Origin of the sequence: Brevundimonas sp. UBA2503 (assembly GCF_002341485.1) — a bacterium.
GTDB lineage: Bacteria > Pseudomonadota > Alphaproteobacteria > Caulobacterales > Caulobacteraceae > Brevundimonas > Brevundimonas halotolerans.
Map to the genome: position 1 here is coordinate 97,360 of NZ_DDOD01000022.1, position 24,062 is coordinate 121,421.

24 protein-coding genes are annotated in these 24,062 nt (G+C 67.1%); 11 read left to right on the forward strand and 13 right to left on the reverse strand.

The features are described 5' to 3' along the window. Nucleotides 1-21: 21 nt before the first annotated feature. The gene (gene recQ, locus B4K74_RS10805; RefSeq protein WP_286692930.1) at nucleotides 22-1,887 is read left to right on the forward strand and encodes a DNA helicase RecQ; all 1,866 of its coding nucleotides are present in this window, start codon (nucleotides 22-24) and stop codon (nucleotides 1,885-1,887) included. Between the two features lie 14 nt (nucleotides 1,888-1,901). Here the strand turns inward: recQ and B4K74_RS10810 are convergent, their stop codons facing one another. Next, nucleotides 1,902-2,873 carry an alpha/beta fold hydrolase gene (locus tag B4K74_RS10810; RefSeq protein WP_286692931.1) on the reverse strand — a complete coding sequence of 324 codons (972 nt, stop codon included), beginning with the start codon at nucleotides 2,871-2,873 and terminating at the stop codon, nucleotides 1,902-1,904. Nucleotides 2,874-2,982: 109 nt separating this feature from the next. Between B4K74_RS10810 and B4K74_RS10815 the strand changes: the two genes are divergently transcribed. Beyond that, the gene (locus B4K74_RS10815; RefSeq protein WP_286692932.1) at nucleotides 2,983-3,432 is read left to right on the forward strand and encodes a surface-adhesin E family protein; all 450 of its coding nucleotides are present in this window, start codon (nucleotides 2,983-2,985) and stop codon (nucleotides 3,430-3,432) included. A 3-nt stretch (nucleotides 3,433-3,435) separates the two neighbouring features. On the opposite strand, the gene gyrB is transcribed toward B4K74_RS10815, so the two are convergent. The 7 genes from gyrB to mutM form a co-directional block, all read right to left on the reverse strand. Beyond that, on the reverse strand, nucleotides 3,436-5,865 hold the full coding sequence (gene gyrB, locus B4K74_RS10820) for a DNA topoisomerase (ATP-hydrolyzing) subunit B (protein ID WP_286692933.1): 2,430 nt from the start codon (nucleotides 5,863-5,865) through the stop codon (nucleotides 3,436-3,438). Between the two features lie 156 nt (nucleotides 5,866-6,021). After that, the gene (gene recF / locus B4K74_RS10825) at nucleotides 6,022-7,155 is read right to left on the reverse strand and encodes a DNA replication/repair protein RecF (protein ID WP_286692934.1); all 1,134 of its coding nucleotides are present in this window, start codon (nucleotides 7,153-7,155) and stop codon (nucleotides 6,022-6,024) included. A gap of 136 nt (nucleotides 7,156-7,291) precedes the next feature. Continuing rightward, nucleotides 7,292-8,410, reverse strand: a complete 1,119-nt coding sequence (gene dnaN, locus B4K74_RS10830) for a DNA polymerase III subunit beta (protein WP_123287992.1) — start codon at nucleotides 8,408-8,410, stop codon at nucleotides 7,292-7,294. Nucleotides 8,411-8,589: 179 nt separating this feature from the next. Next, nucleotides 8,590-10,044 carry a chromosomal replication initiator protein DnaA gene (dnaA, locus tag B4K74_RS10835; RefSeq protein WP_286692935.1) on the reverse strand — a complete coding sequence of 485 codons (1,455 nt, stop codon included), beginning with the start codon at nucleotides 10,042-10,044 and terminating at the stop codon, nucleotides 8,590-8,592. A 458-nt stretch (nucleotides 10,045-10,502) separates the two neighbouring features. Beyond that, the gene (gene rpsT / locus B4K74_RS10840) at nucleotides 10,503-10,772 is read right to left on the reverse strand and encodes a 30S ribosomal protein S20 (protein WP_123287990.1); all 270 of its coding nucleotides are present in this window, start codon (nucleotides 10,770-10,772) and stop codon (nucleotides 10,503-10,505) included. 116 nt (nucleotides 10,773-10,888) lie between these two features. Beyond that, nucleotides 10,889-11,677, reverse strand: a complete 789-nt coding sequence (locus tag B4K74_RS10845) for an enoyl-CoA hydratase-related protein (protein WP_286692936.1) — start codon at nucleotides 11,675-11,677, stop codon at nucleotides 10,889-10,891. Nucleotides 11,678-11,743: 66 nt separating this feature from the next. Continuing rightward, nucleotides 11,744-12,607: a bifunctional DNA-formamidopyrimidine glycosylase/DNA-(apurinic or apyrimidinic site) lyase gene (mutM, locus tag B4K74_RS10850; RefSeq protein WP_286692937.1), complete on the reverse strand. Its 864-nt coding sequence runs from the start codon at nucleotides 12,605-12,607 to the stop codon at nucleotides 11,744-11,746. Between the two features lie 149 nt (nucleotides 12,608-12,756). Between mutM and typA the strand changes: the two genes are divergently transcribed. Beyond that, the gene (gene typA, locus B4K74_RS10855) at nucleotides 12,757-14,589 is read left to right on the forward strand and encodes a translational GTPase TypA (protein ID WP_123287987.1); all 1,833 of its coding nucleotides are present in this window, start codon (nucleotides 12,757-12,759) and stop codon (nucleotides 14,587-14,589) included. Between the two features lie 78 nt (nucleotides 14,590-14,667). Here typA and B4K74_RS10860 read toward each other — a convergent pair whose 3' ends face one another. After that, nucleotides 14,668-14,910, reverse strand: a complete 243-nt coding sequence (locus tag B4K74_RS10860) for a GlsB/YeaQ/YmgE family stress response membrane protein (RefSeq protein WP_123287986.1) — start codon at nucleotides 14,908-14,910, stop codon at nucleotides 14,668-14,670. Nucleotides 14,911-15,103: 193 nt separating this feature from the next. On the opposite strand from B4K74_RS10860, the gene B4K74_RS10865 reads away from it, so the two are divergent. Together B4K74_RS10865 and hisN are read left to right on the forward strand one after the other, a co-directional pair. Then, the gene (locus B4K74_RS10865) at nucleotides 15,104-15,487 is read left to right on the forward strand and encodes a helix-turn-helix domain-containing protein (protein WP_123288078.1); all 384 of its coding nucleotides are present in this window, start codon (nucleotides 15,104-15,106) and stop codon (nucleotides 15,485-15,487) included. Nucleotides 15,488-15,528: 41 nt separating this feature from the next. Then, nucleotides 15,529-16,314 (forward strand): histidinol-phosphatase, encoded by a 786-nt coding sequence (gene hisN, locus B4K74_RS10870; protein ID WP_286692938.1) that lies wholly within the window; start codon nucleotides 15,529-15,531, stop codon nucleotides 16,312-16,314. On the opposite strand, the gene rarD is transcribed toward hisN, so the two are convergent. Together rarD and B4K74_RS10880 are read right to left on the reverse strand one after the other, a co-directional pair. After that, nucleotides 16,311-17,234, reverse strand: a complete 924-nt coding sequence (gene rarD / locus B4K74_RS10875) for an EamA family transporter RarD (RefSeq protein ID WP_286692939.1) — start codon at nucleotides 17,232-17,234, stop codon at nucleotides 16,311-16,313. The genes hisN and rarD overlap by 4 nt on opposite strands. A 1-nt stretch (nucleotide 17,235) precedes the next feature. Continuing rightward, complete coding sequence (locus tag B4K74_RS10880; protein ID WP_286692940.1) at nucleotides 17,236-18,282, reverse strand: aspartate-semialdehyde dehydrogenase; 1,047 nt, start codon at nucleotides 18,280-18,282, stop codon at nucleotides 17,236-17,238. A gap of 194 nt (nucleotides 18,283-18,476) precedes the next feature. On the opposite strand from B4K74_RS10880, the gene zapE reads away from it, so the two are divergent. Together zapE and B4K74_RS10890 are read left to right on the forward strand one after the other, a co-directional pair. Further along, nucleotides 18,477-19,601 (forward strand): cell division protein ZapE, encoded by a 1,125-nt coding sequence (zapE, locus tag B4K74_RS10885; protein ID WP_286692941.1) that lies wholly within the window; start codon nucleotides 18,477-18,479, stop codon nucleotides 19,599-19,601. A gap of 19 nt (nucleotides 19,602-19,620) precedes the next feature. Continuing rightward, nucleotides 19,621-20,208 (forward strand): YbjN domain-containing protein, encoded by a 588-nt coding sequence (locus B4K74_RS10890; RefSeq protein WP_286692942.1) that lies wholly within the window; start codon nucleotides 19,621-19,623, stop codon nucleotides 20,206-20,208. Nucleotides 20,209-20,236: 28 nt separating this feature from the next. Here the strand turns inward: B4K74_RS10890 and mdh are convergent, their stop codons facing one another. Beyond that, complete coding sequence (gene mdh, locus B4K74_RS10895; protein WP_286692943.1) at nucleotides 20,237-21,199, reverse strand: malate dehydrogenase; 963 nt, start codon at nucleotides 21,197-21,199, stop codon at nucleotides 20,237-20,239. Nucleotides 21,200-21,282: 83 nt separating this feature from the next. Between mdh and B4K74_RS10900 the strand changes: the two genes are divergently transcribed. Next, the gene (locus B4K74_RS10900) at nucleotides 21,283-21,699 is read left to right on the forward strand and encodes an HIT domain-containing protein (RefSeq protein ID WP_123287979.1); all 417 of its coding nucleotides are present in this window, start codon (nucleotides 21,283-21,285) and stop codon (nucleotides 21,697-21,699) included. Here the strand turns inward: B4K74_RS10900 and B4K74_RS10905 are convergent. Next, nucleotides 21,696-22,313, reverse strand: a complete 618-nt coding sequence (locus tag B4K74_RS10905) for a hypothetical protein (protein ID WP_286692944.1) — start codon at nucleotides 22,311-22,313, stop codon at nucleotides 21,696-21,698. The genes B4K74_RS10900 and B4K74_RS10905 overlap by 4 nt on opposite strands. A gap of 175 nt (nucleotides 22,314-22,488) precedes the next feature. On the opposite strand from B4K74_RS10905, the gene sdhC reads away from it, so the two are divergent. The 3 genes from sdhC to B4K74_RS10920 all read left to right on the forward strand — a co-directional run. Further along, complete coding sequence (sdhC, locus tag B4K74_RS10910) at nucleotides 22,489-22,953, forward strand: succinate dehydrogenase, cytochrome b556 subunit (protein ID WP_286692945.1); 465 nt, start codon at nucleotides 22,489-22,491, stop codon at nucleotides 22,951-22,953. After that, entirely contained in the window at nucleotides 22,950-23,357 is a 408-nt protein-coding gene (gene sdhD / locus B4K74_RS10915) for a succinate dehydrogenase, hydrophobic membrane anchor protein (RefSeq protein ID WP_286692946.1), read from the forward strand. Before sdhC ends, sdhD begins: the two co-directional genes overlap by 4 nt. Nucleotides 23,358-23,361: 4 nt before the next feature. Continuing rightward, on the forward strand, nucleotides 23,362-24,062 hold a 701-nt coding region (locus B4K74_RS10920), incomplete at its 3' end, for an FAD-dependent oxidoreductase (RefSeq protein ID WP_286692947.1).

Genomic DNA, 24,062 nt, shown 5'->3' on the forward strand with positions numbered 1-24,062 from the left:
CCCCATCCGGCAGAACCGGGCATGGCCTGTGATTCGTCCGCCAGCCGGAGCCTTCCGGACACCCGCGCCCTCCTGCAGCGTATCTGGGGCCATGACGACTTTCGCGGCCTGCAGGCCCCGGCGATCCGGGCGGTGCTGGACGGGCGCGATGTGCTGGCGGTGCTGCCGACCGGCGGCGGCAAGAGCCTGTGCTACCAGATCCCGGCCCTGATGCGGCCCGGACTGGCGCTGGTGGTCTCGCCCCTCATTGCCCTGATGAGCGACCAGGTGGCGGCGCTGGACCAGTTGGGCGTGCCCGCCGCGCGGCTGGATTCCTCGCTCGATTCCGACGCCCGCGCGGCGCTGTGGAGCCGGATACGGGCGGGCGAGATCAAGCTGCTGTACGTCTCTCCCGAAGGTCTGGCCCAGTCGTATCTGCTGGACCGGCTGGCCGAGCTGGACCTGTCGCTGATCGCGGTCGATGAGGCCCACTGCGTCTCCCAATGGGGCCATGATTTCCGCCCTGACTATCGCAATCTGGGGCGGCTGAAGGCGCGCTTTCCCCATGTGCCGACCGTGGCGCTGACCGCGACCGCCGATGCCCGCACCCGCGCCGACATCCTGCAGTCGCTGAACATCGGGGCGGCCGAGGTGTTCGTCGACAGTTTCGCCCGTCCGAACCTGCGCCTTTCAGCCCTGCCCAAGGCGGGCGGACAGGCGAAAACCGAGGCCCAGGTGGTCGAGCTGGTCGAGGCCCGGCGCGGCGTATCCGGCGTCGTCTATTGCGGATCGAGGAAGGGCTGCGAGCGGCTGGCCGAGGCGCTGGCTGGCGCCGGTCACGACGCGGTCGCCTATCATGCGGGCCTTGAGACGCGCGAGCGCCATGACCGGCTGACCCAATTCCTCGAGGCCGATCAGGGGGTGATGGTGGCGACCATCGCCTTTGGCATGGGGGTCGACAAGCCGGACGTCCGCTATGTGCTGCACGCCGACCCGCCCGGCTCGCTTGAGGCCTACTGGCAGGAGGTCGGACGCGCCGGGCGCGACGGCGATCCGGCCGAGGGGATCACCCTTTACGGTTCGGCCGATGTGGCATGGTCGCTGAAGCGACTGGACGGCAGCCCCATGGACGCCGAGGTCATGGCCGCCCAGCGCCGCAAGGTCTGGCAGCTGTATGGCATGCTGGACGGGGCCGTCTGCCGGCCGCAGGCGGTGCGCCACTACTTCGGGGAAGAGGGCGCCGAGCCCTGCGGTGTCTGCGACCTGTGCCGCAGCCCGCCCGAACAGGTCGCCATGACGACCGAGGCGCAAAAGGCCCTGGCCGCCGTCCACCGGCTGGAGGGCCGCTATGGCCGGGGCCGGGTCATCGACCATCTGACCGGACGCCAGAAGGACGGGGAGGGTCTGGGTCAGGGCCTGTCGACCTGGGGCATAGGGCGCGACCTGCCGGTCAGCGAATGGCGCCGCATTCTGGATCATCTGGTGTTCGAGGGCCTGCTGATCGAGGACCCGAACGACGGACGTCCCCTGATCGGCCTCGGCGATCCGGAGGCCGTGCGGGCCGTCTATCGCGGCGCCCATGAGGTGCGGCTAAGGCGCGAAGCCCCGCAGGCGGCGCGATCCGCCGGTAGGCGGGCCCCGGCGACCGACCTTGTGGCGCGGCTGCCCGCCGGGGCACGTGAGCGGTTCGAGGCGCTCCGCGCCTGGCGTCGCGAAGTGGCCCATGCCCAGGGTGTGCCGCCCTATGTCATCTTTCAGGACCGCACCCTGCTGGCGCTGGCCGAAGCGCGACCCGCCAGTCTGGATGCCCTGTCGAGCGTGCCCGGGATCGGCAAGTCCAAGCTGACCACCTATGGCCGGGCCGTGCTGGATGTTCTTGCCCGGACGCACGACGTCGAGGCCGCCTGAGCTCCGGATCAGGCTCAGGGGTTGCCTAAGAACTCGTCGACCGCCGCCATGAAGCGCACCGGCTGGTCGATCATCACCATGTGTTCGGCCCCCTCGATCGGCACCAGCCGCGCCGGCCGCCTGAGGCCCCGGTAGGCCTGTTGCCAGGACGATTGCAGCTGATAGCGGGGCGAGTCCTCGCGACGGCTCCAGCCATAGACCACGGTCACCGGCACATTGATGCGCGCCAGATTGGGGCGCAGATCGACGGTCATGACTTCATACAGGCTTTGCGCCAGCACCCGCGCATCGCCCCCCTGCCAGCCGACCCAGGCCTCCAGCGCGCCAGCGGTAGAGCCCATGCCCTCGGCCCAAGGCTGACGGGCCAGGGCGTCGTCGCCGAGGAACAGCACGGCCTGATAGGCGACGGCGGCGATCGGCTCCAGATCCTGTCCGGTGGCCCGGTCATCGACCAGCGATGGAAAGAAGGGCGCGGCGTCGACGATCATGATCCGTCCCAGGTCGACCCCCGGATCGGACGCCAGTCTGAGGGCGATCTGCCCCCCCATGGAATGGCCGATGACGGCCGGGTCGCGTAGACCCCGGGTGCGGATATAGCGGGCCACCTCGGCGGCGACCGGGCCTGCGACCAAGCCGCGTCCGTTGTCGCCCGCCCCCAGTTCTCCAAAGCCACGCACCGACACCAGATGCACCCGGTGCGTCCGGCTGAGCCGCTCGGCCACCGGCTCCCAGACCAGGGCAGTCGAGGCGAGGCCCGGAATCAGGATCACGTCGCGCACCGGCTGTTTCGGATCAGCGGGCGTGCGAACCTCGACGACGATCCGGTCCGAGGTGAACCGCGCCTGCTGAGCGGCAGTTCTGACAGGCTGGCCGGGCACTTCGGTCGCGGGCGCAAACCGGCCAGGCGCAGGTGCCAGTTCGGGGCCGGTCGCCAGCGGCGTCGCCAGCGCAAGCATCAGACTGGTCAGGGCAAGCAGGGAGATCATGAAGCCATCCTCATCAGGAACGCGGCCCGGATGAGGCAGATCATCCGGCTCTTGCCAAATTTGCGTGATCGGCCTCTTCTGTCACCGGATCTTCTTGGGGGAGACACCGATGCTGACTTCGATCCTCACTGCCCTGGCCCTCGGCCTGATGCCCGTTGCCGACCAGGACCCGCCGATTTCAACCGCGCCCGTCACCGACTGGCATCCCTTTTCCCGCAACGCCACCACGGCCTATCTGGCCGATGCCGGCCAGATCGTGACGACCGAAGGAGGCACCCGCGTGCGGATGGCCCGCGTCCCGCTGACTGGCAGCGATTTCAGCCACGAGATCGACACCTACGCCTTCCGCTGTGGCAGCCGCGAAATCCGCTTCCTGGCCACGGACAGCTACGACGGCAGGGGCGAGCTGACCGACCGCTACGAGGAAACCATCGAAGAGTGGGACACGGTCAATGAGGGCACCAATTACGGCTTCCTCTATGAGGTGGTCTGCAATGAAAAGCGCTCCGCCCAGGGATCCTACCCGACCGTGACCGCCTTCATCGGCCAGACCCGCTAACGCCTAGACGTCGACGGCGGCGTCGAGGGCGTTTTCCTGGATGAACTCGCGGCGCGGCTCGACGACATCGCCCATCAGCTTGGCGAACAGGTCATCGGCCTCGTCGGCCTGATTGACCTGCACCTTCAGCAGGGTGCGGGCATTGGCGTCCAGGGTGGTCTCCCACAGCTGGTCCGGGTTCATTTCGCCCAGACCCTTGTAGCGCTGGATCGACAGGCCCTTGCGGCCCGATTCCAGCACCACGGAAAACAGGTCCAGCGGGCCCCGCACGGTCGCCGTCCGCTCCTTGCGGCGGTAGGTTGCGGGCACGTCAAAGACCCCGTCAAAGGCGTGGGCGCGCTCGCCCAGACGACGCGCATCCAGCGAACGGATCAGTGCCTCTTCCAGCACAATGGTCTCGGCCACGGCGCGGCGGACGCGATTGAAGACCACAGCCCCCTGATCCCCTGGCGCCCCGCTCCACGGGCCGTCGCCCTCTTCGGCATAGCGGTCCAGCCCGGTCGAGACCCGGTCCAGCAGGGCCTGATCCAGCGGCGCGTTCTCGTCGAACAGGCCGCCCAGCGCCGCCTGTTCGATGGCGAAGGCCGGGGCGCGCTGCGACAGGCGATCCACGCTGGCCTTGAAGGCCTTGGCCTCGCGCGTCAGTCCCTGCAGGTCCATGCCGGTACGACGTTCGCCACCTTCCAGATCGAGAGTGGCCTCGCTGACGCCCTCCTCGATCAGATAGGCGTCCATCTCGGACTGGTCCTTCAGATAACGGCCGTGCTTGCCCTTGGTCACCTTGTAGAGCGGCGGCTGGGCGATGAAGACATGGCCGCGCTCGATCAGTTCGGGCATCTGGCGATAGAAGAAAGTCAGCAGCAGGGTCCGGATGTGGGCGCCGTCGACGTCGGCGTCGGCCATCAGGATGATCTTGTGATAGCGCAGCTTGTCGGCGTTGAAGTCGTCGCGACCGATGCCGGTGCCCAGCGCCAGGATCAGCGTCCCGATCAGGTCGGACGACAGCATCCGGTCAAAGCGTGCCCGCTCGACATTCAGGATCTTGCCGCGCAGGGGCAGGACGGCCTGGTTCTCGCGGTTGCGCGCCTGTTTGGCCGAGCCGCCGGCGGAGTCGCCCTCGACGATGAAGAGTTCGGACTTGGCCGGATCGCGTTCCTGACAGTCGGCCAGCTTGCCGGGCAGGCTGGAGATTTCCAGCGCCGACTTGCGCCGGGTCAGGTCGCGGGCCTTGCGCGCGGCTTCGCGGGCAGCAGCGGCCTCGACAATCTTGGCGACCACCAGCTTGGCCTCGACCGGATGCTCCTCGAACCAGGTCGACAACCCTTCCGAGCACAGGCCCTCGACCGCCGGACGAACCTCGGACGAGACCAGCTTGTCCTTGGTCTGGCTGGAGAATTTGGGATCGGGCACCTTGACCGACAGGACGCAGGTCAGACCTTCGCGCGCGTCCTCGCCCGAGACCGAGACCTTTTCCTTCTTCGCCTGTCCCGAGCTTTCGATATAGGCGCCCATGACGCGCGTCAGGCTGGCACGGAAAGCCGACAGATGGGTGCCTCCATCCCGCTGGGGGATGTTGTTGGTGAAGCACAGCATGGTCTCGTGGTAGCTGTCGTTCCACCACAGGGCGAGATCGATCTCGATCCCATCCTTCTTGCCGCGAATGACGATGACGTCGCTGAGGATCGGCGATTTCGACTTGTCGAGGTGACGGACAAAGGCCCCGACCCCGCCCTCATAGTGCAACAGGATCTCGACCGGCTCGGGATGGCGACGGTCGATCAGCTTGATGACCACGCCCGAGTTGAGGAAGGCCAGCTCGCGCAGGCGGTGTTCCAGCGTCTTCAGGTCGAAATCTATGTGCGAAAAGGTCGTGACCGACGGATAGAAGGTGACCTCGGTGCCGGTCAGGGGCTTTCCGGTGTCCTCGCGGATCGGGGCCTCGCCGGTGACCACCAGCGGCTTGACCGTATCGCCGCGCTCAAAGCGCATCTCGTGCGATTTGCCATGACGATAGATCTTCAGCTGCAGCCAGTCCGACAGGGCGTTGACGACCGACACGCCCACGCCGTGCAGACCGCCCGAGACCTTATAGGAATTCTGGTCGAACTTCCCGCCCGCGTGCAGCTGGGTCATGATGACCTCGGCCGCCGAGACGCCCTCGCCTTCGTGGATATCGGTCGGAATTCCGCGCCCGTTGTCGGTGACCGTCACCGATCCGTCGGCGTTCAGGATCACCTGCACCAGATCAGCGTGACCGGCGAGAGCCTCATCGATGGCGTTGTCGACCACCTCATAGACCATGTGGTGCAGGCCCGAGCCGTCGTCGGTGTCGCCGATATACATGCCGGGGCGCTTGCGAACAGCATCCAGCCCCTTGAGAACCTTGATGGAATCGGCGCCGTATTCGGGCATGTCGGCAGTCGGATCGGTCATGAAGTCGGTCAATAAGACGCCCGCCTGGCGGGCCCGGAAAACAGGGGCGGACACGGAAGGTTGGCCAGACGAATCTGCCCCGTATCGAACCGGCTAAATATATAGGAAATTCGGCAGGAATTGCGAGGAAAAGGGGTGGTGGAAGCCACCCTGAATTCACTCCGCCGCGAGGCCGCCCCCGGCCACCCGCACGAACCGCGCCCGCCCCTCCAGGCCCTCGAACAGCACGCGTTCGGTGCCGGTCATGAAGGCCTGCAGGCCCCGCTCGCGGCCCAGTGCCACGATCTCGTCGAACAGGGCGGCGCGGCGGTCGGCATCGAGGTGGGCCGGGGCCTCGTCCAGTAGCAACAAGGGCCGTGCCGTCTGGTCGGCCAGACGGGTGATCTGGGCCAGGATCAGGTTCAGTACCAGCGCCTTTTGCTCGCCCGACGACCCCTCGGCGGCCGGTCGGTTCTTTTCGCGGTGAAGGGCGGTCAGGTCGGTCCGGTGCGGGCCGAACAGCGAGCGGCCCGCCGCCCCGTCACGGGTACGGGCCGCCCGGAAACCGTCGCGCAAAAAACCCTCGACCGTCTCCGCCTCCTCACCCGCCCCTGTGCGCCGCTCAGCCTCACCGGCCAGACCCAGATCGGCCTGGGGGAAGGGTCGCCCGGCACGGGCATCAATGGCGTCTTGCAGCGCCGACAGGGCCGCCACCCGCGCCCCGGCCATGCGGGCCCCCGCCTCGGCCAGCCGGGCCTCCAGCGCGTCCAGCCACAGGGGGTCGGCCTCACCCCCCTCGGCCGCCTGCAGCAACAGGCGCAGCCGCTCGCGCAGGGCCTTGTCATAGGCGGCGACCGCGGCCGCATGGTCGGGCACGGCGGCGAACACCAGCCGGTCAAAAAAGCGCAGCCGGTCGGCCCGCGCATCGGAAAACAGCCGGTCCTGCTCCGGCGTGGCCCAGACGGGCCTGAGATACTCCAGCAGCCGGCCCGGCTGGGCCGTCTCGCCATTGATGCGCACAATGCGCCGCGCGGCGCCATTGCCGGGGACGCCCGTGCCCAGCCGGGTGTCGTCGTCCAACTCGACCGCCACGGCCCAGGGCCGGCCCGAGGCCTCGCCCGGTTCGCGCCGCCCCATCTCGGCCGCCGTCGCCCCACGCAACCCCTTGCCGGGCGTCAGCAGGCTCAGTGCTTCCAGCAGATTGGTCTTGCCCGCCCCGTTCGGCCCATGCAGCACCACGGGCCCCGCCCCCGGCTCCAGCCGCGCGGTCCCGTACGAACGGAAATCAGTGAGGGTGAGGGTGGTGATCACGGCTGCGCCAGTGGCGAGTGGCGAGTGGCGAGTTGCGAGAACACACGCCTGCCCAGCGAGCAGGCTGCGCGGTAGGAAATCAGTGCGGCGACGAAGGTGCGCTCGTCACTCGCCACTCGCCACTCGCCACTCAGGCTCACACCCTCAGCGGCATCAGCACATACTGGACGCCGGGGTCGCCGGGATCGAGGACCAGGGTCGGGCTGGCCGGGTCGGCGAATTTAAAGGCGGCGGTCTCGCCGGTGATCTGGCCGCAGACGTCCAGCAGATAGCGGGCGTTGAAGCCGATCTCGAACGGCTCTTCGGAATAGCCGATCTCGACCTCCTCGACCCCCTGGCCGGCTTCCATATTGCGCACCGTCAGGGTCACGCGGTCCAACTCGAAGGCCAGTTTCACGCTGCGGCTCTTTTCGGCCGAGATGGTGGCCACCCGGTCGACGGCGGCGGCAAAGACGGCGCGGTCGATGTCGGCTTGCTTGTCATTCCCCTTGGGGATGACGCGCATATAGTCGGGGAAGGCGCCGTCGATGACCTTGGAGGTCAGGGCGGCCTGGCCGAATTCGAAGCGGATCTTTTGCGGCGAGACGATTACCTCGACTGCTCCCGAGCCGTCGTCCAGCAGGCGGCGGACCTGATCGATGGTCTTGCGCGGCACGATCACGCCGGGGCTGCCGGCCGCACCCTCGGGGGCCGGGGTCTCGGCCAGGGCCAGACGGTGGCCGTCAGTGGCAACGGTGCGCAGCAGGGGCACGCCGTCCTCGGCCACCGTGTGCAGGTAGAGGCCGTTCAGATAATAGCGGGTTTCCTCGGTCGAGACGGCGAACCGGGTCTTGTCGATCAGCCGGATCAGGTCTTCCTTGGCCAGCGAATAGCGCGACCCGCCCGCCTCGGTCGACATGACCGGAAAGTCGCCCGCTGGCAGCACCGGCAGATTGAATTTCGACCGGCCCGCCTGGACCGTAAGGCGCGGATCGTCGCCCGAATAGACCAGCGACACCTCGGCCCCTTCGGGCAGTTTGCGGGCGATTTCGTACAGGGTGTGGGCGGGGGCGGTGATCTGCCCCTCGACCTGGACGACAGCCTCGGCCTCATCGACCATTTCCATGTCGAGGTCGGTGGCCGAGAACGACAGCCGGTCGCGGCCTGCGCTGAGCAGCACATTGGCCAGGATCGGAATGGTATTGCGGCGTTCGACAACGCTCTGGACGTGGCTGAGAGCCCTGAGGAGCGCGGATCGTTCGATAGTCAGCTGCATGTCGTCTCGCCCGGACGCGGCGACTCACGGACGCCACGAGAAAGAAGGGCCTTGGACACTAGCGTATCGCGCGGCCAGAGCAAGAAAGGGCTTGAACATCAGACCCCGCCCCCTGGCCAAGCCGGACGGCAGGTGTGGATAAGGGTGTGGACGGACCCCCGCCCCGAGCCCGGCTCGCCCTAACCGCGCAGCTTGCGGGTCAGGGTCTCGACGTCGCGGGCGATCTGTTCGTCGGTGGCCAGCAGGCTGTCGATCTTGCGCACGCCGTGCAGCACCGTGGTGTGATCCCGCCCACCGAAGCGCCGGCCGATGTCGGGATAGGACCGGGTCGTATGCTGCTTGCACAGATACATGGCGATCTGGCGCGGACGGGCAACCGAACGGGTGCGGCGCTCGCTCAGCAGGTCGGCCTGTTTAAGGTTAAAGTGTTCGGACACCGTCTTCTGGATTTCGTCGACGGTGATGCGGCGCTCGGGTCCGCCGCGCAGGGCCGCGCCCAGCAGCTTTTGCGTATCCTCGACCGTCAGGGCCGACAGCCGCCCGCCCGAAACGGCGGCCAGCGTCGTGACCGCGCCTTCCAATTCGCGCATCGAGCCCGGGGTCCGGTCCACCAGATGTTCCAGCACCGCATCGCCGATCACGCCATCGACCACACCGAGACGCGACAGGGCTTCCAGCCGGTTGCGGGCCACGGCCAGCTTCAGCGCCCGGTCACCCGGCTCGATCGGGCAGGTCAGGCCCGAGGCCATGTGCCCGCGCAGGCGCGGTTCAATCTCGGTCAGGGCCAGCGGCGGCCGGTCGGCCGACAGCACCACCCGGCGTCCGTCCTGGATCAGGGCGGTCAGGGTCGACAGCAGTTCTTCCTGGGTCGAGGTCTTGCCGCCGACGAATTGCACATCGTCGATCAGCAGCATGTCGGCATTGCGCAGGCTGTCCTTGAAGGCCGCCGTCTGGCGGTCCTGCATGGCCTTGACGAAGGTCGACAGGAAGCGCTCGGCCGTCAGATAGACCACCCGGGCCTCGGGCCGCAGGCGCTGGGCCTCCCAGGCGATAGCATTCAGCAGGTGGGTCTTGCCGAAGCCGTAAGGGCCACACAGGAAGACCGGATTGAAATGGCCGTCGGCCCAGGCCGCGACCTGTTTGGCGATCGCCAGGGCAAAGGCATTGCCGTGCCCCTCGACAAAGCCGTCAAACGTCAGGCGATCCTGAAGACCGGCGGCGCGCACGGCCCGCGGGCCGTCGGCCACAGGGCCGACCGTCGGGGCCGGCATGGGCTGGAAACCGGCCGAGGGCGCGGAGGCAGCGGGCGCCCCCTGCACGGCCGAGGCCGGCGGCACCGAGCCCATTTCGGCCCGGCAGCGGACCTCGAGCCGGCGCGACAGGCCGTCCAGGCCCAGCCACAGTTCATTGACGCGGCGCAGGGCATTCTTGCGCACCCAGTCGCGGGCATAGGCGGTGGGCGTGACCAGGATCAGCTGGCCCGAGCTGTCCATCCGCACCGCCGAGGGCGCGATATAGGAGCTGAACGGTCCGTCGCCGATTTCCGAACGCAGCCGCACGGCCGCCTCCGTCCAGATCCGGTCCGGATCGGTCATCGCCGTCGTCTCGCTCGCCATCATTGTGCCACCCTGCATCGCGCATCCCAAGCTTCTGCCTCGCACCCCCTCCCCGATGACCCCGGAGGCGCCCCTGACTTCAGGGACGACCCCGCCCGCCCCGAAAAGCTGGTGCTTTTCGGGCCTGGTAAGGCACTCGAACAGACATCTCCCACCGACACGAAACCTTGTTCCGCGCCGCCTTCATCCGTGTTGGGATGGAAGTGCGATGGAGGTCCAAACTACTCCCGGGACGAGGAGCGTCAACGCTGATTCGCGACCCCAAACGCAGTTAAATTTGTTGACTCCGCTAAAGCCATTTCACGCTTGAGAAATTGTCGATTTCGCCACACAGGCGAGCACAGAATTCGTTGCGAACGGTTATCCGCACACATGCAAACGGCGAGACAGGAAACCCTGTCTCGCCGTTGAATTCTATTGGTTTTCGTATGACAGCTGCGTGAAGGGCCGTCAGAGTGCCGCCGAAGCAGTCGTCGTCAGGCTGCAGAAATTTTCTTCAGCTGGGCGGCCAGACGCGACACCTTGCGCGAGCCCGTATTCTTGTGAACCACGCCCTTGGACACGGCCCGCATCACTTCGGACTGGGCCTCGACGAAAGCGGTCTTGGCGGCGGTGGCGTCACCGGCCGTCACGGCTTCCTGGAACTTGCGCAGGAAGGTGCGAACGCGCGTGCGGCGCGCCTTGTTCACTTCGGTACGGGCCTCGATCTTGCGGATCGCCTTCTTGGCACCGGCGTTGTTGGCCATCAGTCAGAACCTTTGAACAGAAAGCGCCGCGGAACCCGTCCACGGCGCGGAAATCTCAAGAGCGCGCGGCTATAGCGGAAAGCTCTTGAGGGGTCAACGCGAGTCCGCAGACCCGCTCACTTCCCCCTGAACGTCGGCTTCCGCTTTTCGACAAAGGCCGCCATCCCCTCCTTCTGGTCCTCGAAGGCGAACAGGCTGTGGAACAGGCGGCGTTCGAACTGGACGCCCTGGGTCAGGGTCGTCTCCAGCGCGGCATTGACCATCTCCTTGTTGGCCATGACGGCCAGCGGGCTCTGGGCGGCGATGCGCGCGGCGATCTTGCGAACCTCGTCCATCAGGGTCTCGTGCGGCACGACACGGCTGGCCAGCCCGGCGCGTTCGGCCTCGGCCGCGTCCATCATGCGGGCGGTCAGCACCATGTCCATGGCCTTGGATTTCCCGACCAGCCGGGTCAGGCGCTGGCTGCCACCGATGCCGGGGGCCACGCCCAGATTGATCTCGGGTTGGCCGAACTTCGCCTTGTCACTGGCCACGATGAAGTCGCACAGCATGGCCAGCTCGCAGCCCCCGCCCAAGGCAAAGCCGTTGACCGCCGCGATGATCGGTTTCCTGAACCGGGTGATCCGGTCGTGGCCGAGGGCAAAGAAATTGCCCGTATACATCTGGGCATAGGTCTGGTCGGCCATCTCCTTGATGTCGGCCCCCGCGGCGAACGCCTTGTCGCCCGCGCCCGTCAGGATCAGACAGCGGACGGCGTCGTCATGCTCGACCGCATCCAGAAACGCCGCCAGATCCCTGAACAGCTGCGAGTTCAGCGCGTTCAGCGCCTCGGGCCGGTTCAGCGTCACCACCGCATAGCCGTCGTCGTGGCGCTCGATCGCCAGGGTGTCATAGGTGTCGGTCATGGGGACTCCATCTTCTGTGCGGGCGGCTTAGCAAGCCTCGCCACCGCGCGAAAGGCGAAGCGGCCTTCACCGCTTCTGACAGGCCGGGCACCAGAAGGTCGAGCGGCCGCCCTGGACCTGTCTGCGAATGACAGGGTGGTCGGCATTGCGGCGGCAGGGCTGACCCTCGCGGCCATAGACGTCGAAACTGTGCTGGAAATAGCCCTGACCGCCCTCGGCATTGGCAAAGTCGCGCAGGGTCGAGCCGCCGGCCGCGATGGCCTCGCCCAGCACATCCCTCACCGCGACCGTCAACCGCTCCAGCCGCGCCTGTGACAGGCTGCCGGCGGCGCCCCCCGGCGAAATGCCGGCCCGCCACAGCGCCTCGCAGACATAGATATTGCCCAGCCCCGCCACATGGCGCTGATCCAGCAGGGCCACCTTGACCGGCTGACGGCGGTCTTTGAAGCGCGCCTTCAGATGATCGGCGGAGAAGGCATTGCCCATCGGCTCGGGCCCCAGCCCGGCAAACCAGGGGTGGGCCTCGACCTCATCCGTCGGGATCAGGCCCATGAAGCCGAACCGGCGCGCGTCGGCATAGCCCACCCGCGTGGCGACGCCCTTGCCCGTGGCGTACAGGCTCAGGTGCTCATGCGGCCCCCTCGCCGGGGCGTCGGTCTCAAACTCACCCAGCATCTCGCCGTCCAGGGTGAACCGCCCGGTCATGCCCAGATGGGTCACCCAGGTCTCGCCGGTCGACAGCGGCATCAGCAGATATTTGGCCCGCCGCCCGACCGACAGGACGGTCGCCCCCTCCATCCGGTCCACGAACCGGTCGGGAAACGCAAAGCGGAGGTCGGCGCGGTTCTGGCGCACCCGGTCGAGGGTGGCGCCGGCCAGCACCGGCTCCAGACCTCGCCTGACGGTTTCAACCTCGGGAAGTTCGGGCATGGCGCTGCTGTAGACCGACGGAACGGCACCGCCAAGCGACCATGGCTGGCCTTTCGTCGCGCGGCCCTGTATGAGGCGCGCGCTCCCCGCACCGTCGCCCTCACCCTGCGGCCCGCCTCTGCCGGCCGCCCTGCACGTCTGATATTCCAATGAACCTTCGCAACGTCGCCATCATCGCCCACGTCGACCACGGCAAGACCACCCTCGTGGACCAGCTGCTGGCCCAGTCCGGTGTCTTCCGAGCCAATGAGGCGACCACCGAACGCGCGATGGACTCCAACGACCAGGAAAAAGAGCGCGGCATCACCATCCTGGCCAAGTGCACCTCGGTGCTCTGGAACGGCAAGGCGGGCGAGACCCGTATCAACATCATCGACACCCCCGGCCACGCCGACTTCGGCGGCGAGGTGGAGCGGATCCTGGGCATGGTGGACGGCTGCGTCATCCTGGTCGATGCCGAAGAGGGGGTCATGCCCCAGACCAAATTCGTGCTGACCAAGGCACTGAAGATGGGCCTGCGTCCCATCCTGTGCATCAACAAGGTCGACCGCGCCCACGCCGATCCCGACCGGGTCCACAACGAGACCTTCGACCTGTTCGCCGCCATCGGCGCGACCGACGAGCAGCTGGACTTCCCCCACATCTACGCCTCGGGCCGCAACGGCTGGGCGACGCTGGACCTGGACAAGCCCAATGACGACCTGTCGCCGCTGTTCGACCTGATCGTCGACCACGTCCCGCCGCCCAAGGTTCAGGAGAACAAGGACAAGCCGTTCCAGATGCTGAACGTGCTGATCGAGTCGGACCCGTTTCTGGGCCGAATCCTGACCGGCCGGATCGAGAGCGGCAAGGCTGTCCCCGGCATGGCGATCCACGCCCTCGACCGCGAAGGCAAGGAAATCGAGCGCGGCCGCATCACCAAGGTTCTGGCCTTCCGCGGCCTGAAGCGGACGGCCCTGGACGAGGGCTCCGAGGCGGGCGACATCGTCGCCATTGCAGGCATGTCCAAGGCGACCGTGGCCGACACCCTGTGCGCCATGGAAGTCACCGACGCCCTGCCCGCCCAGCCGATCGATCCGCCCACCATCTCCATGACCGTGTCGGTCAATGACAGCCCGCTGGCCGGCCGCGAGGGCGACAAGGTCCAGTCGCGCGTCATCCGCGACCGCCTGCTGAAAGAAGCCGAGGCCAATGTCGCCATCCGCGTCACCACCACCCAGGGCGGCGACGCCTATGAGGTGGCCGGTCGCGGCGAACTGCAGCTGGGCGTGCTGATCGAGAACATGCGCCGCGAAGGCTTCGAGGTGTCGATCTCACGTCCGCGCGTGGTCTTCCAGGAAGGTCCGAACGGCGAGAAGCTGGAGCCGATCGAGGACGTCATGATCGACGTCGACGACGAGTTCTCGGGCATCGTCATCGAGAAGCTGTCGGCGCGTAAGGCCGAGATGACCGACATGGGTCCCTCGGGTGCCGGCAAGACCCGCATCCAGCTGAAATGCCCGTCGCGCTCGCTGATCGGCTATCAGGGCGAATTCCTGACCGATACGCGCGGCTCGGGCGTGCTGAACCGCGTGTTCAGCCACTATGAAGCCTTCAAGGGCGAGATCGCCGGCCGCCTGAAGGGCGTGCTGATCTCGAACTCGGACGGTGAAACCGCCGCCTTTGCCCTGTGGAACCTCGAGGATCGCGGCGTCATGTTCGTCGGAGCGGGCGAAAAGACCTATCAGGGCATGATCATCGGCGAGAACAGCCGCTGGGACGACCTGGACGTCAACCCGATCAAGGGCAAGCAGCTGACCAACGTCCGCGCCTCGGGCAAGGACGAGGCCGTGCGCCTGACACCGCCGCGCGTCATGTCGCTGGAACAGGCCATCGCCTATATCGACGAGGACGAACTGGTCGAGGTGACGCCCAAGTCGATCCGTCTGCGCAAGCAGACCCTGAACCCCTCGTTCCGCAAGAAGCGCATCCGCCCCGAATAGGGTTTGCGCTCAACCGGACATGAAAAAAGGGCGGCCCCGCAAGGAGCCGCACTTTCTCTTTTCAGTCCGTCACCCGTATCAGGCGCGACGCTTCACCAGTCCCAGCAGGAACAGCAGGATGATGGCGCCGATGGTGGCGACGATGGTCGAACCGATCCAGCCACCCCAGGCAAAGCCCAGGGCATTGGCCAGGAAGCCACCGATCACGGCACCGACGATACCGACGATCAGATTGGTCAGCAGGCCGTGGCTGCGGCCCATGATCTGTTCAGCCAGCCAGCCGGCAATGATACCGACGATGATCCAGAAAATGATGTTCATGTGTGCGTCCTTCCATATGTGTCCAAGCTGAACCTTAAATGCGCTCCGTCGCGCCGGGTTGCATGAAGGACGGGATTCCGACGCAATCGCCGAACGCTGTCATTCCCTCGTGACGCGATACCGGCATGAGGTTTGCCGCGTGGAGGGCGAGCCGTTCCGTTTCGGGACAGGTCGCAACACGGGGAAACTGGCCATGGCCACTGACATCGATCTTCACCTGGGGCGCCGTCTGCGCCGCCGCCGCCGCCTTCTGGGCCTGACTCAGCAGCAGCTGGCCACCCAGGTCGGCATCCGCTTTCAACAGATCCAGAAATACGAATGCGGCGCCAATCGCATCTCGGCCGCCCGCCTGTGGCAGCTGTCCGAGGCGCTGGAGACCCCCGTCAGCTATTTCTATGACGGCCTGACCGAGGCGCTGGAGCGCAGCGAGACCGCCGGGGGTGCGGGGGGTGAGATGTTTTCCCGCAAGGAAACCCTCGACCTGATCCAGGCCTATTACCAGCTGGGCGAGCGGCCGCGCCGTCGCCTTCTGGATCTGGCCAAGTCGCTGCACTCGGAAGGCGACGCCATCGCTTAAATGGGTGACGACGGGCGGCGGCGTCTGTATGCCGCCCACCCATGACCGCACATGAAGCCTTCGCCCTCGAGCTTGCCCGCGTCGCCGCAGGCGTGACCCTGCCCCTGTTCCGCACGGGCGCTGTGGCCGAGGACAAGGGCGAACCGGGCGCCTTCGACCCGGTGACCGAGGCCGACCGGGGGGCCGAGGCGGCCATGCGCCGCCTGATCGAGTCCACCTTTCCCGATCACGGCGTGGTCGGCGAGGAGTATGGCGCCGACCGGCCCGATGCCGAATGGGTCTGGGTTCTGGATCCCGTCGACGGCACCCGCGCCTTCGTCGCCGGCCTGCCGCTGTGGACCACCCTGATCGGCCTGACCCATCAGGGACGCCCGGTCGTGGGCGCCGTCGCCCAGCCGTATCTGGACGAGGTGTTTCTGGGCGGCCCGTCGGGCGCCCGCTGCGTCGCCCGTGGAACAGACACGCCGATCGCCACCCGCGCCTGTCCCAGGCTCAATGACGCCGTGATCTCGACCACGGACCCCGACATCTTCACCGGCGCCGAACTGGGCGCCTGGCGACAGGTGCGCGCCACCGCCCGCCTCGCCCGGCTGGGCTGCGATGCCTATGCCTATGCCATGCTGGCCTCGGGCCATATCGATCTGGTCGCCGAGACCGCGCTCAAGCCCTGGGACTGGACCGCACTGGTCGCCCTGGTCGAGGCCGCGGGCGGCACGGTGACCGACTGGCTGGGCAACACCCCCAAGGACGACGGCCGCATTCTGGCGGTCGGCGATGTCGCTTTGACCGAGCAGGCCCTGCTGACCCTTCGCCGCGCGGTCAGCTAGACCGGTTCAGCCTGGGATTCCAACGCCTTGCGGGCCAGTCGCGCCCGGCGCCAGGCCGCCCACAGGAAGACGGCGGCCCCCAGCCAGATGAAGCCGAACGACACCCCGCGCAGCCAGGTGAAATCCTCGCCCTGACTGACCCCGATGACAAAGCTGATGGTCGGGGCGACGAACTGCAGAAAGCCGATGGTGGTCAGGGGCAGGCGCCGCGCCGCCCACGAGAACAGCACCAGCGGCCCGACCGTCACCGGCCCGGCCATGGCCAGCCAGAAGGCGGCATTCGGACTGTCGAAAAACACCCCCGCCCCCTGACTGTGCAGCCAGATCAGCCACGCCAGGCCGAACGGCGCCATGATCAAACATTCGACGAACAGGCCCGCCTGGGCATCGGCGCGCACGCGCTTGCGGATCACCCCATAGGCGGCGAACGACACCGCCAGCGTCAGCGAGATGATCGGCAGCCGCCCCAGTGCCACGGCCTGCAGGGCCACGCCTGTGGCGGCCAGCGCAATGGCCACCAGCCCTGCGCGACTGATCCGCTCGCGGAACAGCCAGGCCCCCAGCGCCATGTTGAACAGCGGGTTCAGATAATAGCCGAGGCTGGTCTCCAGCGTGTGGCCGTTGTTGACCGCCCAGACGAACAGGCCCCAGTTCAGGGCGATAAGGCCGGTCGAGAGTATCAGCCAGCCCAGCGTCCGGCGGTCGGCAAAGGCGGCCTTGACCTGGTCCGACTGGCGCGCCCACAGGACCAGCACGGTGGCCCACAGCAGGCCCCAGACTGCCCGGTGGCCCATGATCTCAAAGGCATCCGCCCCCGCCGCACCCATCGGCTGATAGATCAGCGGCGACAGACCCCACAGGACATAGCAGCCCAGCCCTGCCAGCAGGGCCGCCCGGCCGTCGGGCGCGGCGGTCGTCACCTCAGACCGTCAGGGTGCGATAGCCGCCGGCAGGCTTGATCATGCCGGTCTCGTCCAGCAGCTGGGCGATCTGCACAGCGTTCAGGGCCGCGCCCTTCCTCAGATTGTCCGACACCACCCACAGGTTCAGGCCGTTCTCGACCGTCGGGTCCTTGCGGATACGGCTGACGAAGACGGCGAATTCGCCGGCCGCGTCGATCGGCGTGACATAGCCATCGGCCTCGGCCTTGTCGACGACCAGCACTCCGGGCGCCTCGCGCAGGATTTCCCGCGCCTCGTCCGGCGAGATCGGACGGTCAAACTCGAGATTGACGGATTCGGAGTGGCCGACGAACACCGGCACCCGCACGCAGGTGACGGTCAGCTGGATGTCCGGGTCGAGGATCTTGTGGGTCTCGGCCCACATCTTGGCCTCTTCCTCGGTATAGCCGTCGTCGCGGAAGGCCCCGATCATCGGGATCAGGTTGAAGGCGATCTGCTTGGGGAAATGCTTGGGACGGGCGTCGCCGAGGCCATAGATGGCCTTGGTCTGGGTCCACAGCTCGTCCATGCCCGCCTTGCCCGCGCCGGACACCGACTGATAGGTCGAGACCACCGCCCGCTTGATCTTCGCCGCGTCATGCAGGGGCTTCAGCGCCACCACCAGCTGGGCGGTCGAGCAGTTGGGGTTGGCGATGATGTTCTTCTTCGTCGCCAGCTTGATCGCGTCCGGGTTCACCTCGGGCACGATCAGCGGCACGTCCGGATCCATGCGGAAGGCCGAGGAATTGTCGATCACCATCGGACCGGCCTTGCCGATCTTTTCCGACCATTCGCGGCTGGCATCGCCGCCGGCGCTCATCAGCACCAGATCGACGGTCGAGAAGTCAAAGCTGTCGATGCTCTCGCATTTGACCGTCCAGTCACCAAAGCTGACCTCGATGCCCTTGGACTTGCGCGACGCAACCGCGTGCATCTCCGTCACCGGGAAGTTCAGTTCCTCGAGGATGTTCAGCATTTCCCGGCCGACATTGCCGGTGGCGCCTACGACGGCGACGCGATAGCCCATGGCTTTATCCTTATGCCCTATCGCTTGGCTCACGGAGCCTCGCTGCTTGAGGGCGGGTTGTTCTTCGGACGCCCGGGCGCGCGACGCGATTGATCGCGGCTTGGGGGCGGGGGGTGTGCAGGCCCTGCATGTAGTCATTCCCCCGGGCCACGCAATCGCTTTTCAGTCGCGGCGACGCCCGCTATCCCCGTCGCATGGTCTCCCGTATCGAACGCGTCCACGCGAAAAAGCTGAAAGACGGCTCCCTGAAGCCCGATCCGGGTCAGGACGCGGCCCTGAAAGCCCTCGCCCGGCTGGAAAAGGATCTGAAGCGGCGCGGCCTGTTCGGCGGCGTGCCCGAGGTGCGCGGCATCTATCTGTATGGCCCGCCCGGACGCGGCAAGTCCATGCTGATGGACCTGTTCTTCGCCAATATTCAGGAGCCGCGAAAGACCCGCGCCCACTTCCACGCCTTCCTGTCGCGCGTTCACATCCTGATGCGCCGCTGGCGTGAGGGCGACAAGCGGGCGCGCAAGGCCACCTTCGGACAGTGGAAGGGCGACGACCCGATCGGCCCCGTCGCCGCCCTGATCGCCTCGGAGGCCCGCCTGCTGTGCTTTGACGAGCTGCAGGTCACCGACATCGCCGACGCCCTGATCCTTGGCCGGCTGTTCCAGGCCCTGTTCGAGCACAAGGTGGTGCTGGCCGTGACCTCGAACCGCCGACCGCAGGACCTCTATCTCAACGGCGTCAACCGCGAGCTGTTCGTGCCCTTCATCGACCTCATCGAGGCCCGCTGCGAGAGGGTCGAGGTTGCGGGATCGAGAGACTGGCGCATCGACCGGCTGGCCACCTCGCGCGTCTGGTACGCCCCCGCCGACACGGGCCGCCGGATGGCCTTCGACAAACTGTGGGACGACCTGAAAGGCGACCAGCCGGAAGAGCCCACTCATATGCAGGTCACGGGCCGCGACCTGGTCATCGAACGAACGGCGGGGGGCATGGCGCGCGCCACCTTTGCCGACCTGTGCCAGAGGGCGCTGGGCGCCAATGACTATCTGGCGCTGGCCGACCGTTTCCACACCCTGTTCCTCGAGGATGTGCCGGTCCTCCGCCCCGACGACCACGCCGCCGCCCGCCGTCTGGTGACGCTGATCGATGCCCTGTATGAAGCCCGCACACGGCTGGTGGTTCTGGCCGCCGCCCCGGCCGAGGACCTCTATCCCGAAGGGCTGGAGACCTTCGAATTTGGCCGCACCGTATCGCGCCTCAAGGAAATGACCGGCAAGGCCTGGTTGTCCGCCACAGGATCGCCCCCCTCGCCCCCCACAGATAAATGAACCTCAAAGGGAGATATTGATGTTTCGTCGTTTGAGCGCCCTTGCGCCCCTGATCGCCGCCCCCGCCCTGCTGATGGCGATGCCCGCCCTCGCCGCCGCCGATCCGGGCGCGGCGTCCCTGGCCGTCCCGGTCGCAGCCCCGACGCAGGAGGCCGTCGTCGGCCTGACCCCCGCGGAGGTTCGCGCCTGGCTGATGGAAAAGGGCGCCACGGTCGAGGCGCCGCAGACCATCGAGGGCCAGACCCTGCTGCGGGTCAATGACGGCAGCGCCAACTGGTTGATCTTCTTCTACGGCTGCGACGCTGCGGGCCGCTGTCAGGACATCCAGTTCGCCGCCAACATCGTGGCCGACGGCCTGTCGCTGGACCGGATCAATGCCTGGAATCGCGAGCAGCGCTTTGTGAAGGCTTATCTGCAGTCGAACGTCGATGGCACGCCGTCCGCGGTGCTGCAGTTCGACGTGCTGCTGCTGGCTGGTCTGGGCGTCGATCAGCTGAACGACCCGACGGTCGTATGGCTGGAACTGCTGGCCCGCTTCATCGAAGGCCTGATCGCCCCCACGAACGAGACCACGGCCCCGGCCCCGGTGACCCTGCCCACGAACTGATCGCGGGCAGGATCACGAGGGATCAGGTTCAGGCCAGCGAGGCGTCGATGTCCTTGCAGGCCTGGATCAGGCCCTGGACGGATTCGACCGACTTCTTGAACATCGCCTTCTCATCGTCATTGGTCGAGAATTCGATGACCTTTTCGACGCCGTTCGCGCCGATCAGGGCCGGCACGCCGACATACAGGTCCGACAGACCGTATTCGCCCGACAACCAGACGGCGCAGGGCAGGACGCGCTTCTGGTCCAGCAGATAGGAGCGGGCCATGGCGATGGCCGATTCCGCCGGGGCATAGAAGGCCGAGCCGGTCTTCAGCAGGGCCACGATCTCGCCGCCGCCCTTCCTCGTGCGCTCGACGATGGCGTCCAGCTCGCCTTGCGACAGCATTCCGGCCGACACCGCGTCCGGCAGGGGCAGACCGCCGACGGTCGAGTGGCGCACCATCGGCACCATGTCGTCGCCGTGACCGCCCAGGGTCCAGGCGTGGATGTCCTGGATCGACACGCCGGTCTTTTCAGCGAGGAAATAGGCAAAGCGGGCCGAGTCGAGCACGCCGGCCATGCCGACGACCTTCTCCTTGGGCAGGCCCGAGAATTTCTGCAGGGCCCACACCATGGCGTCCAGCGGGTTGGTGATGCAGATGACGAAGGCGTTGGGGGCATGCGCCTTGATGCCCTCACCCACAGCCTTCATGACTTTGAGGTTGATGCCGATCAGGTCGTCGCGGCTCATGCCGGGTTTGCGCGGCACACCGGCGGTGACGATGCAGACGTCGGCGCCGGCGATGTCCTCATAGGCATTGGCGCCCTTCAGCGAGACGTCGGTGCCGATCACGGCGGTGGCCTCGGCGATGTCCAGCGCCTTGCCCTGCGGCATGCCCTCGGCGATGTCGAACAGGATCACGTCGCCCAGCGCCTCGCGCGCCGCAACGTGGGCCAGGGTGCCGCCGATCATTCCGGCACCGATAAGGGCGATCTTGGCGCGAGCCATGGGCAGTCTCCAGTCAGCGATGGGGAGGTAAAAAGTCTGGGCGGCGGTCTAGACCCGGGCGCACCGCACTGCAAGGCTGGGGCATGACCGCCTTTGCTGCCGACCCGGCCTTTGACGCCGGATCCCTTGCCGTCACCGACTGGCCGCTGTGTCAGGTGCGGCTGCAGGACGACGCGCGCTTTCCGTGGCTGATCCTGATCCCGCGCGTGCCCGGCAGGGTCGAGATCGAGGACCTGTCGCCGGAGGACCGGACCCGGTTTCTGGACGAGGGGCTGCGCGCCGGAGCGCTGGTCCGGCAGATGGGCGAGGTGCTGGAGCGACCGGTCGACAAGTTGAACCTGGCGGCGCTCGGCAATGTCACGGCCCAGCTGCATCTGCATGTCATCGGGCGCAGGCGCGATGATCCGGTCTGGCCCGATCCGGTCTGGGGACGCGGCACACCTCAGCCGTGGCCAGATGTCGAGCGCGAGACCCTGATGGCGATCATCCGCGCAGCCTAGTCCGGTTTCGGGACCAGGCTGACTCTCAGGCGACGGCGCTCGCCCTGAAGCGTGCCGGACCAGCCGCGCCCGACCCGTTGCAACTCCAGCCGCCCGCCCTCGGTCGGCCCCTCCCCGATCAGCAGCAGGCTGACGGTGTCTCCGTCCCGGCTTCCGGACGTCAGGGTGCCCGCCGCGGGTGTGGTGCGCGACATCCATGCCCCCTCGATCGGCTGCCCCGGCCCATAATCGACCAGCACGATCGACATCAGCACACCACCCTCGGGATCGACCAGCTGCCAGGCGCCGTCCATCGGGCCCATGCGCTGATCCATGCGCATCTCGGCCGAGATCACCCCCTGGTCATAGGCCAGCGCCGCATCGGTCGGTCCGGCCTCGAACTGACCTTCATAGGCATTGATCGTCACCATGCCGCGGATCGGCCCGCGATAGGTGCCGGTGCTGTTGTCACCCTCCGCACCATCATCTCCGAAGCCTGCAGGTGGCTCGAACGGGCGGATGGCCGGGGCCTCATACAGGGACTGGCTGGGCAGGGGCACCGGATCCTGCGGCGGCGGGCCGGGATCCTGCAGGCCGGACAGGACGATCAGAAAAGCAGGGACAGTCGCGATCATGGTCCGACCCTAACGCGCGACTGCGGCAGATGGCCACCCCGCCTGCCCGGCACGTTTCCGGTCTCGTAACTTCCCCTGTGACACGGCGTTTCGTTGACAGGGGCTCGCGCGGCTCTCTAAAGCCTTGGCCGTTCCCGTCCGTTGATTTGTCCCGGGTTTTTTGAGAACCATTCGCATGTCGGAACCCCTTTCGGGCAGCCCCGCCGATCAGGCCGGACCGCCCCAGTTCTACACTCCCCAGCCGAACGGCCGCGTCCGTCCGACTTCGCCCCACCTGCAGATCTGGCGCTGGCATGTGACCATGCTGGGGTCGATCCTGCACCGCATTACGGGCTCGGGTCTCGCAGGCGGCACCGTGCTGGTGGCCTTGTGGCTGGGGGCGCTGGCCTTCGGGCCCGAGGCCTATGGCACCTTTGTCGGTCTGGCCGGGTCGCCGTTTGGATTGCTCATCTGGTTCGCCCTGTCGCTGGCGGGCTTCTATCATCTGGCGTCCGGGGTCCGGCACCTGATCTGGGACACCGGCGCGGGCCTGTCGCCCAAGGGCGCCTCGACCCTGACGACGATCACCCTGGTGTTCGCCGTCGTCGCCACCCTGGCCTTCTGGGGCTGGCTGTTCGCTTCCGGAAAGGTGACGCTGTGAGCGCGCACAGGTCTGTCTATCGCAAGAACGTCAAGGTCGCCGAGCGCAAGGGCGCGGGCGGCTGGCTGGCCGAGCGGCTGTCGTCGCTGGTGCTGGTGCCCCTGACCCTGTGGGCCCTGTGGTCCGCCGCCATGATCACCGGCACCGGCTATGAAGGCGCGCTTGACTGGTTCGTCCAGCCCTTGAACGCTTGGCTGCTGGCCGCCACCTGGCTGGTCACCCTGTGGCACATGAATATGGGCATTACGGTCATCGTCGAGGACTACATCCACAAGCGCTCGACCCTGGGCCTGCTGCTCGGCCTCAACACCCTGCTGTGCCTGTCTCTGGCCGTCATCGGCCTGCTGTTCATCACACGACTGGCGGTGGGCTCTGACCCGCTGCCGGCCGGCTTCGGAGTCTAGTCGTTTGGCCTCTTACGAATTCGTCGATCACGAATATGACGTCGTCGTCGTGGGCGCCGGGGGCTCGGGCCTGCGGGCGGCGCTGGGTGCAGCCCGCGAGGGGCTGAAGGTCGCCTGCGTCACCAAGGTCTTCCCGACCCGGTCGCACACGGTCGCGGCCCAGGGCGGCATCTCGGCCTCGCTCGGCAATATGGGCGAGGACTCGTGGAAATGGCACATGTACGACACCGTCAAGGGGTCGGACTGGCTGGGCGACCAGGATGCCATCGAATATCTGGTCCGCGAGGCCCCCAAGGCCGTCTATGAGCTGGAACACTGGGGCGTGCCCTTCTCGCGCACCGAGGAAGGCAAGATCTACCAGCGCGCCTTTGGCGGCATGACCAAAAACTATGGCGAGGGCCCGGTGCAGCGCACCTGCGCCGCCGCGGACCGCACCGGTCACGCCATCCTGCACACCCTGTACGGCCAGTCGGTGCGCCGCGAGGTGAAGTTCTTCGTCGAATATTTCGCGCTGGACCTGATCATGCAGGACCAGGCCTCGGGCCCCGCCGCCTGCACCGGCGTCACCGCGCTCCAGCTCGACACCGGCCAGCTGCACCGCTTCCGCGCCAAGATGGTCATTCTGGCCACCGGCGGATACGGCCGCGCCTATTTCTCGGCCACCAGCGCCCACACCTGCACGGGTGACGGCAATGCCATGGTGCT